Consider the following 14723-nt stretch of genomic DNA (forward strand, 5'->3'; position numbering starts at 1 on the left):
GAGTAAAGCTGAAATTCGAATTGTTTAAATGAGATCACGAAACACCATCATCCCTGCTTATGTCAACCCCAAATACCTGGTGCTTTGTGCCTTGCTGCCAGTGTTCAACAGCGTATGGGCGCAAACGCCCTGGCAAAAGGTTAAGAAGGAATTGGTATTTAGTAACCCGCCGTTTGAGCAATGCCATGCTTCCACAATTGTTGAAACAAAAAAAGGGGAGTTGCTGATGGCCTGTTTTGGCGGCTCGGCAGAAAGCAGGCCCGATGTTTCTATATGGTTGACTACCCTTAGCGGCGCAAACGGAAAAACCGAACCAAAGATGGTGGCCGATGGCGTTATCGATAGTGCCACCCGTTTCCCAACCTGGAACCCGGTGCTGTTTCAAACCAAAAGGGGCAAGCTGTTCCTTTTTTATAAAGTTGGGCCCAACCCAAGGGATTGGTGGGGAATGATGAAAACATCTGGCGATGATGGGGCAACCTGGTCTGAAAGCAAGCGCTTGCCTAACGGAATCCTCGGGCCGATCAAAAACAAACCCGTACAGTTGGCCGATGGCAGCATCTTATCCCCATCAAGTACAGAAGAAAACGACGGCAGGTGGAAGGTACATATCGAAAGATCAACAGATCTGGGTAATTCCTGGACAGCTATACCCGTGGATACCGCGGGTAAGTTTGATGTGATACAACCGAGCATCCTCAAATACAAAAATGGCAACCTGCAGATCTTATGCCGTAGCAAGCAAGGCAAGGTGGTGCAGGCATGGTCATACGATAAAGGGAAAAGCTGGAGCGCGCTTTCGGCAACCACGCTGTTAAACCCAAACTCGGGCACAGATGCCGTAACGCTTAAAAGCGGGAGACAACTGATCGTATATAACCCGGATGTCCCTGGTAAAGATTGGTTCAACGGGCGCGGCAAGCTGCGTGTTGCCTGTTCTGCCGATGGTAAAACCTGGAATGATATAGCCGTTTTAGAGGATGGGACCAAAGAAGAGTACAGTTACCCCGCCATCATTCAAACAAAAGACGGGCTGATACATATCACCTACACCTTCAACCGTAAAAATATCAAGCATGTGGTATTAAAGGAGGGCGTATAAATCTAATTACCGCTTACTTATCCCACCAAACACGGGCCTTTTCATTAAAATCGTTCATGCCGCCGTACGCCGAGAGCGCGCTGGTAACATTGGCGTTGTTCAGTGTAAACTCCACCTGTGGGTAGGGGATCTTCCGTGGGATAACGCCCGGCGAATTGCTGTTCCCGGTTATGGTATTTGGATTTGGGATCAGTTTTGGGTACCCCGTACGGCGCCAGTTAGCGTAAACTTCATCCGCATCAGAAATAAAACCGGCTACCCAAAACTCGGTATTGATGCGCTCTATCGACCGTTCTGTTGTTGGATTTTTTACGTCCACCATCGGGTTTTTGGCCAGGTAATCGGCGATCTGTGCATTACTTATAGATGGCGCGGTGGGCAGCATAGCTAAGGATTGCATGTGCGCGGTAATACCTGCCTGGTAGTGCATATCGGCATCGCCTGTAATAAAACCCCGCAGGATGGCCTCGGCTAACAAAAACTCCACCTCGGCATACTGAAAATCAAAGAAAGGCGTGTCCTTTGGCTGATATACGGCATAGTTTACTCGGGTATTGGGCGAAGGGTCGGCTGCGTTAAAACTATAGCCGTTGAATTTGGAAGTATCTGATGAAGTAATAACTCCTCCTAAAAAGGCCTCTTTATCATAAACCCCGCCGTATATTTTTAGCCTTGGATCGCCGCTTGCGCGCATATGGTCTATTAGGGTTTTGTGTAAAAAGAAGTGCTGATCGGCAAGATTGAACGCGTAGCCGTTTGGCGCGTTGATGTTATGCTTTAATACCGGCATATCCGAGTTGGATGCCATTACACCATAACCATGTGCTTCTCTAACCAGCGCCTCGGCCTGCGGTGGATCTACCTTGATAAAGCGCATCCCCATTCTAAGCAATAAAGATGCGGCGAGTTTTTTCCAGCGCTCGGTGCTGCCGCTATAAAACTGGTCGCCCTGTACGGCTTCGGGCGCGTTGTTGCTGAGCAGTGTAATGGATGCCCTCAATTCGCTGATGAGATCGGCGTAAATAAGTTGCTGCTTATCATATGCCGGCGTAAAAATGCCGCTCTCTAATGCTTTGCCAGCCTGGCTGTAAGGGATATCTCCATAATAATCGGTCAATTTTTGATAGATAAATACACGCCAGATACGCGCCGCGGCGTAGGTGGTAACCATACCGGTATTTGCTTTTAATAGCGGCATGATAAACTCCAGGTTTTGCAATACGGGGATGTAAAAGTTGTTCCAGTAACGCCGTGCAATATCATCAGACAGCGTATAGCTTGTGCCCGACCAAAAATCGTTATAGCCGTATTGCATAAAAGCGTGGCAGTAATTTGTGCGGGGCTCCATATCAAGCCCGGAGGTTTTCACCAGCGCATCAGAAAACATGTAGGCTGGCTGCGGGGTAGTTACGCCATCGGGATTAAGGTTATATTCGGCAAAATTCTTCGTACAGGCCAACGGCGTTAATGCCATCAGCAGGAGTAAGAGTAATTTTGGCCGTGTGTACTTCATCCCGATATTAAAAACTTACGCTTAAATTAAAACCAAAGGTACGGCTGCCGGGCAGGCCGCCGGTATCATATCCATAACCATTGCCAATACTGTCGGACGATTCCGGGTCGAATATAGGGAGGTCTTTCCTGATAAAGAACAAATTACGTGCTATTAACGAGAAAGTGGCGCTTTTGGCAGGCGTTGCGCTCAATAACTTTTTTGGCAGCGTGTAACCCAGCGATACCTGCCTGAATTTGATAAAAGTACGGCTGAACACCGACATCTCATCGGCATAGTTGGCCAGTGAGGCAAACGCGTTGTATTGCTGATAAGGGCTGTAAGGCATGGTGTTTTTTACATAAACAGGCGCTGCATCCGTGCCTGTGTTTACCATGCCTTGTGGTATGTAGCTGCCATCGCGGCCAAGCAGGGTGGCCTTTGAGTTTCCAAAAAACGCCGCCCACCTGGCTCCGTCTTCAAAGATCTTCCCGCCAAATTGCCCGTCTATCAAAAAGCTGAACCTGAAATTTTTGTAGCGGAAAGTGTTGGTGATGCCGCCCGACCAATCGGGGTTTATGTTGCCCAGGTAAGTTTCATTATCAACAACCAGGGCGCCAGCGGTATTTCTTACCGGGTTGCCATTTGCGTCGTAAGATAGCGCGCCTTTATCTATAACAACCGCTGTTTTTACGTTGCTGCCGTCGGTGCTTACGGCTTTGTAAAGCAAATTCCCGTTTGCATCCCTGCGCAGCGGCGTGCCGAATATCGACCCCAGCGGGTAACCAGCTTTGGCTTTTATGGTATAATAAAATGCAACGCCGTTAGTGCCAAGCGCATCGCTTAAAGCGGTTACCTTATTATTGTTTTTAGCATAGGTGACGATAATATTCCACGAGAAATCTTTTGTTTTTATAGCCGTTCCGTTCAGCAGGATCTCGAGCCCGCGGTTGATCATCGAACCTGCGTTTTGGTAGGTGGAATTAAAACCGGTGGCAGTAGGTAGGGTTACGGGCAGCAAAAAATTCTTCGATTTTTTGTTGTACCAGGCCACATCCAAATAGAACAGGTCTTTAAAAAATTTAAGCTCGGTACCTATTTCCGTCTCGGTAGTGGTTTCGGGCCTTAAGGATGAAGGCGGCAGCGAGGTATTGCTTATTTGCTGCCCCGGTATGTTATTTACGGTTTCGGTAAATTTAAAGGTCAGGTCGGTTTGGTTGGGGTTGGGGTTGCTGCCGGTTTGGCCTACAGACACGCGCAGTTTACCAAACGAAAGTACTTTAGGGTTTATCCTGAACGCGTCCGAAAAAATATAACTCAGATTGGCCGATGGGTAAAAAATATGGTTTACAAAGCCCGGGCGGGTAGAGGAGAGCGCCGAGTACCAATCGTTACGGGCGGTTACCTCTAAAAAGAGCAGGTTTTTATAGCCTAACTGGGTTGCGCCAAAAATGGCGTTTGTTTTTGAGCGGGGGGTAGATACCTGTACAGGCAAACCGATGGTAGTGTTATTGATGTTGGTGGAGGTTGGGTCGGTAAGGCCCGTGCCCGTAATGTTTAAAGAACTAAAGGTTGATCGCTGAAACTCGGTACCGGCAAAGGCGCTCACGCTAAAATCGGTGAAGGTACGGTCGTAATTCAACAGCGCCCGCACATCGCTGCGGCGCTGGGTAATGGTGCTGTTGGTAATAGTACCGCTACCATTTTTATTATTAGGGAAGTTCACAAAAAGCCCATCGGTACCTACATAATCCAGCCCGCCGATGAGGTTAAAATGAAAATGCTTTGAGATATCGTACGTGATATTGGCGGCGGTTAAAACCCGGTTTTGCGTTTGGTTGTTGATCACCTTTTGAAGCTGTATGTAGGGGTTGGTATATACATACAGGTAATTGCCATTGGCATCTTTCTGGTTCAGAAAATCAATATCGGTAACATTGTCTGATCGGACGAAGTATTTGGAAAACGAGCCCCGGTCGTCGCCCCGCAACAAGGGGGCATTTAAGCGCAGGGTTTTAGATAGGTCTACCTTAAAATCGGTATGTATCTTACTGCCAAAATCCTGTATAAAACGCAGCACCCCGTTATAGCGTTCATAACCCGAGCCTGGTATAGGCGTATTGTTTTTAGTTTGCGATAACGACACCCTAAAACTATTGTTATCGGTTGTTTTTGTGAACGCGAGGCTGTTGGTTGTGGTTATCCCGGTTTGGAACAATATATTAAAACGCTCCGAAACGGTTTGGGGCCGGTAGGGTTCAATTTTCCCATCGGCTCCCAGGGCTTGCTGCCCCGCAAACTTAACACCCCATGATTGGCCCGTTAAATAATTGCTGTTGCTGATGTTATCAGCTGCGGTATAAAGTTTTCCGTTGTTTCCGCGGCCGTATTCGTACTGAAAACCATCATAAGGCACCATTTTCTCCATAACGGTGTTGCTGTTAAAAGCTATGCCTACGCCCGGGCTTTTTAGCCCTTTTTTTGTGCTGATGAGTATAACACCGCCCTGGGCGCCGCCGCCATAAAGCGCCGCGGCCGAGGCTCCTTTCAGGATACTGATCGATTCAATATCGTCTGGATTGATGGAAGACAAGCCGTCGCCCGGGTCGCTGCCGCCGAAGATCTTTAGGGGTTCATCAGTATTTTCTTTTGTATTGCTGTTGATAGGTACCCCATCAACAACATATAGTGGCTGGTTTGATCCCGAGAACGACGAATACCCCCGGAGAATAATGCGGGACGACCCTCCCGGCCCGTTGTGTGGCGATTGTACGGTTAGCCCCGCCACCTTGCCTGCAAGCGCGTTGATAAAAGTGGTCTCTCTGGTTTCCGATACTTCGTTTCCGCTTAATTGACTCACAGAGTAACCAAGCCGTCTTTCTTCTTTGTTTAAACCGAGCGCGGTGACAACCACTTCGTTGAGTGCCTTGTCATTGGGCGACATCCTGATGGTTAAGATCTCCGTTTCGTTGTAGGGTACCTCCATAGTGTTGTAACCCACATAGGTAATTACCAGTGTGGAATTATCGGGGGCAACCAGCGTAAAATCACCATTGTTATCGGTAATAGTGGTGAACGATGAGTTTTTTATCTGGATGCTGGCACCGGGCAAGGGCTTGTCGTTCTCGTCCACTACCTGCCCTATGGCCTTGCCTGAATTGATCTGCTCGCCGGCAGGCACTATCACAATTAAGTTATTGGCCAGTTTTTTATAGGTATAGCCGGTGTTGGCAAACACCTCGTCCAAAATACTGGTAACCTCTACGTTTTGAACATTAATAGTTACTTTCTTATCAGCAGGTATTTTATGCTCGCTGTAAACAAAGTGGTAGTCGCTTTGCTTTTCAACCGCTTTTAAAACCTTCTTAAAATCAGCATTTTTTAAATTTAGTGATATTTTATTTTGGGCAAGCGCAGGCAGAATTGCCAGGACGTTTATGACAACTATGAAAAGAATTTTCAGTTTCATATCAACGGTCGTTCAATAGCTTGCTTTCGCAATTTTACGCTGAAGGGGTGGTATACGTGTTTATGGTAATAACTGCTCGCCAAATGTTATTATGGATATTGATCTTTAATTAATTTAATTCTTTTTCGATTTGTTGTAGGCAATTAAGCCGTTAAAATTGTTCTTATACCGGAGGGCAACTTCCGTACGTATAGTATTTGATGAGAGGGTTAAATTGTTCATCAGAGAATTGATTGGTTGATAACCGGGGAGGAGTCCCCGGTTTTTTCTCCAAAAAACTGCCATAATACCTATAAAGTATGCCCTCTCTTAAAGCCAATTAAGATAAATCAATAATCTTAGCAATACAAATAACCTGGGTTTTTTATTGAGGCAATTCGCTATTTAATAACGAATTGCTGCTCAATGGCTTTATCGGCTGCGTCGCGCCCAACTTTAAGCGTATAAGTACCGGGGAATAATTTAAGTTTATGTTTTTCGGCATCCCATTTTTGCAGTTCGGCCACCGGGATCTTCAGTGCAGTTGTCTTACTTTCTGCCGCATCAAGGGTAAGCTTATCAAAGGCTTTTAGTTCCTGTACGGGTAAATTATCATTGGCCGGGTAAACAATATACGCCTGCGCGGTTTCGATACCCATGGCTTTGCCGGTGTTACCGATGTTGCAGGCCACTTCGATGGTATCGCCCAGTTTGTATTCGGCTTTTACCTTGCTTTTGGCTTCGTAAGTAAAAGTTGTGTAATTAAGCCCGTAGCCAAAAGGGTATTGTACTTTGCCGGTGTAGTACCGATAAGTGCGGCCTTTCATGCTGTAATCGCCAAATTCGGGCAGGTCTTTTATCGAATTATAGAAGGTTAACGGCAGCCTGCCGGATGGGGCTACCTTGCCGTATATCAGGTCGGCAAGGGCATTGCCGCCCTGTTCGCCGGGATACCAGGCCAAAATAACGGCATCGGCATACGGGGCAATAGCGGCAATATCAACATCGCTGCCCGCCGTTACCACAGCTATAATGGGTTTTTTAACATCCTTGCGCAAGGCCTTCATAAAGGCGATATGGCTTGCCGGTAAGTTTAAGTTTTTTTTATCGCCGCCTGCAGCCGAAAGGAAGGCATCGCCTGCTTCGCCCTCATCAAGCGGGGTAAGGCCTATTACGGCAATGGTCAGGTCGGCATTGCCGGCAGCCCAGATGCCGCCAAAATGGGTAGTATCGGTTTGGCCCGCGCCCAGGTCATATTCTACCCGGGTACCTTTATCTACCGCAGCAGAGATCCCTTCCACAAAGTTTACCATATTGGCGTTAAGTCCGTGATAACTGCCCACCAGCGCATCAAGCGAAGCCGCGTTGGGGCCTAAAACCATAATGCTTTTGTAAGCTTCTTTTTTTAAAGGCAGCACATTGTTTTTGTTCTCCAGCAACACCATGCTTTGCTGCGCGGCGGCACGTGCAAGGCTGATATGAGCCTGGTTGTGAATGCTATCCGCACCAAAATTGTAGTATGGGGAAAGCTTCGGGTCATTGTAAAAACCCAGTTTTATTTGTGTTAACAGCACCGGGGTTAAAGCCTGGTCTACGTCTTTGGTGCTGATCATCTTTTGTTTTACAGCTTCTTCTACATCAGATTGTAACACGCCCGAGCAATCTAAATTAAGCCCGGCTTTGACGCCGGCTGCTGCCGCTTCGGTGCGTGTTTTGAGGTATTTATGTGTGAGGTAAACATCATCCAGCGCGCCGCAATCGGTAACGATGTAACCTTTAAAGCCCCATTCTTTCCGCAGGATGTTTTGCAACAAGTTGTTATTTACCGAAGTGGGGATGCCGTTAACACTGTTATAAGCCGTCATAACGCTGGACACACCTCCGCTAACCAATTTATGAAAAGCGTACAGGTAAGTGTTCCGCAGGTCCTGCTCGCTCACTACCGAATTAAAGTAATCGCGGGTGTTTTCGGGGCCGCTGTGGGCCACAAAATGTTTTGCCGTTGCCGCTATTTTAAACTGACCCGGAATGCTGCCCTGCATACCGTGTACATAAGCCAGGCCTATCTGGCCGGTTAAAAATGGGTCCTCCCCGTAGGTTTCCTGGCCACGGCCCCAGCGCGGATCGCGGAAGATATTAATGTTTGGCGACCAGTAGGTTAGCCCTACATATTGCCCATGGTTATTATTGGCAACGGCCAGGTTGTACTTAGCCCGTGCTTCGGTTGAAATTACATCTCCTATTTGTTTTACCAATTGCGGGTTAAACGTTGCCGCCATAGCTATAGCCTGCGGAAAAACGGTTGATTCGCCGGCGCGTGCTACGCCATGCAGCCCCTCGTTCCACCAGTTATAGGCCGGGATGTTGAGGCGCTCTACCGGTTGGTTGCGGTAACCTAATAACATAGCCTTCTCTGTAAGAGTTAGCCTGCCCAAAAGGTCTTTAACGCGCTCTTCGTCTTTTAGCTTTGGGTTTAAATACGCGGGTGCCTGCTGTGCAAGCGAGGTATTAGCCACTACTGTGAATACTGTAACTGCAAGTAAAAAAGAGATAGATAATTTCATTTAGTAAAAGTAAAATTTGCCGGTTTGGGTGTATTGTGGTTAGCCTTACCAGTATGTGAAAACATAAGCGGGGGGCTACGATTTCAATTTTATGACACCGCTGTTTAGAAACTAAGCGGGTGTATTGAGATATCTAATATATATAAATGGTAGAACCCGATATCTTGTAGTCGAATTTTTCGATATCGCGCAGGGCGTTCAATGCCTGTTCTATGGTATCGTTCTCAAAAACACCGCTAAAATTGTATTGCCTGGCTTTGTTGTTTTTAAACTGTATATCCACGCCATACCAGCGCTCCATCTTTTCGGCAAGTACAGCAAAGCTATCGTTCTCAAACGAGAAGCGGTTGTGTATCCAGGAGGTTTCTGATACGGAACTATCTTTCCCGCCAATGTAATTTAATGTAGTGAGTACGTACTGCGCTCCCGGCGTACCACCTGCGTTAACCGCGTCCGGCAGTTTTTTTGAATCACCGGCATTGTCATTCTTTACAATGAGTTTTTCGTTTGGTTTCAGGATGATCCGGTCGGCAGGCCGGTCTTTTAAAGTAACCTCAATGGCGCCATTGATCAGGGTGGTTTCGCTAACGGTATCGCGCGGGTACGATCTTACGTTGAAGGTAGTGCCCAGCACCCTTACATTCATTTTATCGGTATGGATGATAAAAGGGTGTTCCTTATCTTTTTTCACATCAAAATAAGCCTCTCCGCTTAAAGTAACTTCCCTGGTATCGCCGCTAAAGTTAGCGGGGTATTTTAGTGTGCTTTGCGAATTGAGGGTGATACGCGTACCATCCGACAAGGTAAGGATTGATTTTGCGCCCTTGGCTGTTACTTTTTGCTGCCAGCCCGCGGTTGATATTTCAGGCGAATCATTAGCCGAAAAAACAAAAATGTTTAAAAGGTAAAGCCCGGCAGCTACTAAAACTATCGCGGCGGCGGCGGCAGGCCAAAGGCGGAATATGCGTTTAGGGGATGGGGCAATGGGAAGAATGATGACGCTATCTTCGGGTTCGCTTTCGCCTTTATCCTCCAGTTTTTTTATTTTATCCTGTATTTTCTGGAAAGCTATAGCATCATCAGTGTACTCGTTGTCGGTATGATCCCAGTACATACCCAGGTCATCAAATTGTTGCTTATAGGCGGGGAAATAGGTAATGAGGTGCTTAAGCTCGGCGCTTTCCGCCGGCGTAATATCATTTGTAAGGTGTTTTGAAACCAGTTCAATAAATTTATCGTTGCCCATCTTTATAATAACCCGCACTTTTTACATAGGACAACATTTGATTGAAATTACTTACAAATTTTTTAAAAAAATGTACGCAACCAAAATCATGGGTTTATCCACCACTATATTTTGCTACTATTTTTAAAATTTATTACACTTAGGTTTAATCCGCCGGCCTTCATATGTTTTTTTAGTTAAAACATTTTAAAACGGGCATTTACAGTGCCAATTTAGTTATAAGACGTTGATTTTTAGCACTCGGTTACACTAAATATTAAAATATACGTGAAAATGTTAAAAAAGTATTCAATTTACATGTAGGCAAAAAGCACGCAATCGTTGTCATTAGGGTACAAAGCGCTTTTTGTAACAAGCGGTATCGCTAACTCACCCGGGCAAACGCTTTGCAAAACGCCGGTACTTTCAGGTCCACATAACATACTTCAAAAAAATGATCAAAACTTTTACCGTTAACAAGGCCGCGCTTATTTCGATATTGTTGTTAAATGCTGTTTTAATGGCAGTTCCGTCTAAAGCGCAGAATAGTTATGAATTAAATTCCGGTTGGAAATGCGCCCCGATCGCCAAAGTGAAAGAACAGGGAACAGTCCTATCAAGCCCAGTGTACAGCACCGCCAGCTGGATGCCGGCCACCGTACCCGGGACAGTGTTAACCAGCCTGGTAGCCAATAAGCAAATGCCCGACCCGTTTTACGGGATGAATAACGAGCAGATCCCAGATATCTACAAAACAGGGCGCGATTACTACACCTATTGGTTTGTGAAGGATTTTAAACAGGCAGCAGCCAAAGGCAAACAGGTTTACCTCAACTTTAGAGGTGTAAACTACAGCTTTGATGTGTTTTTGAACGGGCGCAAGCTTAACAATCAACTCAATAAGGGCATGTTTATGCGCCGCAGCTTTAATATCACCAAATGGCTTACCGCCGGTGGCGATAACAGGCTTGCGGTGATCGTATACCCGCCCGACGTGGTGGGCAATGCCAACGGCGGACAGGGCGGCGATGGCACTATTGCCAAAAATGTAGGCATCCAATACACCGCCGGCTGGGACTGGATCCAACCCGTGCGCGACCGCAATACCGGCATATGGGATAAGGTAACCATACAAACCACAGGCGCGGTGAAGATAAAAGACCCTCATGTAATTACGCTGGTGCCCGGCGTTCGCCAGCCTGAAGGTGCGCAGCAGCCTGCCGTTATTAAGGTAAGTACCGAATTGCAAAACGCCACAGCCTTGCCGGTTAGCGGCACGCTGCAATATATATTGGATGGTAAAAAGATAATAAAGAAAGTTACGCTTAAACCAAATTCTGTACAAGAAATTAAGCTGGATGATTACACCCTGGCTAACCCAAAACTATGGTGGCCAAATGGCTATGGCCCGCAAAACCTATATAAATTAAAACTGCAGTTTGTTGCCGATGGCGATAAGGTATCCGACGAGGAAAATATTTCGGTTGGCGTAAGGCAGCTGACCACCGAGTGGAACAGCCGCACCGAAAGCCGCCAGGTTAATATAAACGGGCAAAAGGTGTTTATAAAAGGCGGCAATTGGATCATATCCGACGAGATGCTGCGCTTTACAGATGCCCGTTATGACGCCGAGGTACGTTTTCACCGTGATATGAACCTGAACCTGATCAGGGTGTGGGGCGGTGCGTTAATAGAACGCCCCGAGTTTTATGAAGCTTGTGACAAATACGGAATGCTGGTTTTTCAGGATATGTGGGGATCGGGCGATTGTAATGGCCGCTGGCTGGATCCCATGAAACTGGAAGACCAATGGACCCGCCGCAAATACCCCGAAGACCACGATCTGTACCTGGAATCTATCAAAGATCAGGTGAAACTGATCCGCAATTACCCATCGTTGGCGATGTGGTGCGGCGGTAACGAAATTACGCCGCCCGAAGATATCCTGAAAGCGCTGCGCGATACCATTATGCCCGCGCTGGATAACACCCGCTGGTTTATTGAGTATTCCAACTCGGAGAACATGTCGCGCAATGTGAATGGCGGCAATGGCGACGGGCCTTATGGTATACAGCCGCTAACGGTGTTCTGGAACGAGCGGACCTTCCCTTTTAATTCGGAAGTAGGCTCGGTAGGGGTAAGCGATTATACATCGCTGAAAAGATTTATCCCGAAGGAAAGCATGGTGCCGCCTGTTTATGATGAAGCGACGGGCAAAACCAAAACGGACCCGGTTTGGGATTATCATAAATACATTGGTTACGACGGCTCAATAATTAAATACGGGAAGGTGAAAGATGCCGAAGATTTTGCCAACAAGGCACAGCTGGTAAATTACGAGCAATACCGCGCTTTGATGGAGGGCTTTAGCTCGCACATGTGGGATTGGTACACCGGTACCATCATTTGGAAAACCCAAAACCCATGGACGGCCATGCGCGGGCAGATGTATGATTACTACCTCGACCCCAACGCCTGCCTTTACGGCCTGCATAACGGCAGCGCCCCGCTGCACGTAATGTACAACCCAACCGATGGTATGGTGATGGTGGCCAATAATACTTTTAGCCCAAAAACCAATATGATGCTGATTGCGAAAATGTATGATATGGCCGGCAAGGAAACCCTGATAACGCAGGTTTTTGTGGATGTGACGGCAGCTGCTACCAAGCGATATTTATCGATCAAAAAAAACATTGATGCTGCGGCCAGGGAAGATGGCGCGTTTGTGGTGCTGGAGCTTTTAGCTGAAGATAAAACACCGCTGAGCCAGAATATTTACTGGATGCCTAACGAAAAAGGCGATTACACGGGTTTACAGAAAATGGATAAGGCCCAATTAACAGCAAGTGCCAAATCCTTGCAGAACGGTAAAATAGAGGTAACCTTAACCAACAGTAACAGTGCGCCTCTGGCGTTCTTCAACCGTTTATCGGTAGTGGATGCGGGTACAAAAGAGCGGATCTTGCCGGCATTTTATAGCGATAACTACGTTTCGGTTTTACCGGGCGAAGTGAAGAGGGTGGTGATAGATTATACGCCTGTTAAAAACGCCCCTGCGCCGCAAGTAAGCATCAGCGGATGGAATACGGCGGAGAGGTTTATAACCGTTGGTAACTAAATAGAAAACAAAATGCGCCGTTAGGTGCAAGCGCTTTGTAGAAACAGACGATAATTTTTTTGTGCGCCGTAGGTGCTATCCATCGCAAAGGATGTTGTGGGTAGCACCTACGGCGCATTTTTTTTTGTTTACAATATAAGCTACAAAGCTGTAGCACCTGACGGCGCATCATATGCGAACTGTCCCAATACGTGTTATTTCTTCGGCTGATGCAATTGGTTCTCCAACAATATCAAGCCGTATTGCGCGCTTTTCCAATGCTCATCGAGGTATTGGGGTACGGCACCTGGCGTTTGGGCAAAGTTGCCTAAGATAATGTCTACATCACCGTCACCGTCTACGTCGGCTTTTTCTAATGTTAGGGATTTGATGGGCAGGCCGCCATCGATGGTGTACGATTTAAAGCTGTAGGTTTTACTATCGGTATTTTCGAGGTAGATGAACGACTCGTTTACCAACCGGCCGTAATCGGGGAAGAAGGAGGACGCGGCCAGGTCTATATCGCCATCGTTATCAAAATCCTCGGCCACTAATTTGGTTACGCCATAAATGGGGTAAAAGAATTTCTCCTTAAAATTACCGTTCCCCTGGTTAATATGCAGCCGCAGGCCGTGGTAGGGTTTCAGGATGTTGGAGTAGTCGGCGTTGTCGCCTTGCACGGTGATGATATCGGTAAGTCCATCTTGGTTGTAATCGGTCAGCACCATATCCGTAGTGCCATAGTTTGGCGGGAAACGCAGGATCCGCTTGCCTTTAAACTTCAGGTTCTCTTTCTGGTAAAAGATATAAACGCTCTCATCGCCCTGCGAAAATAGAGCAATGATGTCTTTTTTACCGTCGCCATCCATATCTTTTACAAAACACATTACCGCGCCCGGCACTGGTAACAATACATCCTCTTTGTATGCACTGCCCGGCTTCGCCTTTTTAAACAGCGATAGAGAACCTGTTTTATTGCCGAAGTTGCAAACCACTATTTCGGGGATACCGTCTCCATTAAGGTCCTCAATTTCGGTGTGTACGGGACGGTGGAGGTTGCTTAAAACGGGCGCTTCGATTTCATTATTGAGCCGGGTGTAGCTGCCGTTGCTTAGTTCGGTAGGATAGAGCTTGCCAATTTCGGTAAGGTAGGTTTGGTTTTTGTAGAAGTTAAAATCAACCACCGGGCCGCTAATGTTATAGGTTTTGGTGATGCCTTTATCGTATTGCCAATTGATGATCTTGTTGTAAAAATTGCTTATCCACAGCGTTTTAGTAGCAGTGTTGTATTTAAGCTCGGTGATCATGGATGGAGATTGCTCGTCTATCTGGATGTTCTTGCGCACAAACTGGCTGAGCGGTGCGCTGCGGCCAATTCGTTTTTCATCGTATGGAATGCTATCGGGGGCTACGCTGATGATGTATTTTTCTATTTTGTCCCAATCTTCTTTAGCAATGATGGGATTATCGGGAATGATATTGTTCTTTTTTACGATTGCTCTTTCCTCATCAGATAAGCCCCGAAGCGGATCATAACCCGGGTAGATAACACCCATGCGGCTGGCCATAATAGGCAGCACGTGGTTTTTCCAGATCTCTTTGGTAAGGCTTTGCGGATCGGGCTGCATGTGGCAAAGGCCGCAATAGCGGATAAAAAGCTCGTGGCCGTCATCAATAGCCGGAATATTTTTGGTGGATTTTGCGGTAAAGGAGTTGAGGGTAACGAATAAAGTAAAAGAAAAACATACGGCTAAAACACATCCCCTCCATCCCATAAACGCGTGTATTTATT

The 14723-nt window shown here is 46.8% G+C and carries 7 protein-coding genes; 2 read left to right on the top strand and 5 right to left on the bottom strand.

Translation table 11 applies throughout. The annotated features are described in order from the left end of the window. Positions 1 to 28 precede the first annotated feature (28 nt). Positions 29 to 1102 (top strand): sialidase family protein, encoded by a 1074-nt coding sequence (locus IDJ77_RS23560; RefSeq protein ID WP_191191439.1) that lies wholly within the window; start codon positions 29 to 31, stop codon positions 1100 to 1102. Positions 1103 to 1115: 13 nt separating this feature from the next. On the opposite strand, the gene IDJ77_RS23565 is transcribed toward IDJ77_RS23560, so the two are convergent. The 4 genes from IDJ77_RS23565 to IDJ77_RS23580 form a co-directional block, all read right to left on the bottom strand. Continuing rightward, positions 1116 to 2615, bottom strand: a complete 1500-nt coding sequence (locus tag IDJ77_RS23565) for a SusD/RagB family nutrient-binding outer membrane lipoprotein (protein ID WP_191191440.1) — start codon at positions 2613 to 2615, stop codon at positions 1116 to 1118. A gap of 7 nt (positions 2616 to 2622) precedes the next feature. Continuing rightward, positions 2623 to 6063, bottom strand: a complete 3441-nt coding sequence (locus IDJ77_RS23570; protein ID WP_191191441.1) for a SusC/RagA family TonB-linked outer membrane protein — start codon at positions 6061 to 6063, stop codon at positions 2623 to 2625. A gap of 380 nt (positions 6064 to 6443) precedes the next feature. Next, positions 6444 to 8606 (bottom strand): glycoside hydrolase family 3 N-terminal domain-containing protein, encoded by a 2163-nt coding sequence (locus tag IDJ77_RS23575; RefSeq protein WP_191191442.1) that lies wholly within the window; start codon positions 8604 to 8606, stop codon positions 6444 to 6446. Positions 8607 to 8739: 133 nt separating this feature from the next. Continuing rightward, positions 8740 to 9852 (bottom strand): FecR family protein, encoded by a 1113-nt coding sequence (locus tag IDJ77_RS23580; RefSeq protein WP_191191443.1) that lies wholly within the window; start codon positions 9850 to 9852, stop codon positions 8740 to 8742. Positions 9853 to 10285: 433 nt separating this feature from the next. Here IDJ77_RS23580 and IDJ77_RS23585 point away from each other — a divergent pair, with 433 nt between their 5' ends. Continuing rightward, positions 10286 to 12952: a glycoside hydrolase family 2 protein gene (locus tag IDJ77_RS23585; RefSeq protein ID WP_191191444.1), complete on the top strand. Its 2667-nt coding sequence runs from the start codon at positions 10286 to 10288 to the stop codon at positions 12950 to 12952. A 194-nt stretch (positions 12953 to 13146) separates the two neighbouring features. On the opposite strand, the gene IDJ77_RS23590 is transcribed toward IDJ77_RS23585, so the two are convergent. Next, positions 13147 to 14706: an FG-GAP repeat domain-containing protein gene (locus IDJ77_RS23590; RefSeq protein ID WP_191191445.1), complete on the bottom strand. Its 1560-nt coding sequence runs from the start codon at positions 14704 to 14706 to the stop codon at positions 13147 to 13149. Positions 14707 to 14723 lie beyond the last annotated feature (17 nt).

Source organism: Mucilaginibacter pankratovii (assembly GCF_014773265.1).
In the GTDB taxonomy this organism is placed as follows: Bacteria; Bacteroidota; Bacteroidia; order Sphingobacteriales; family Sphingobacteriaceae; genus Mucilaginibacter; species Mucilaginibacter pankratovii.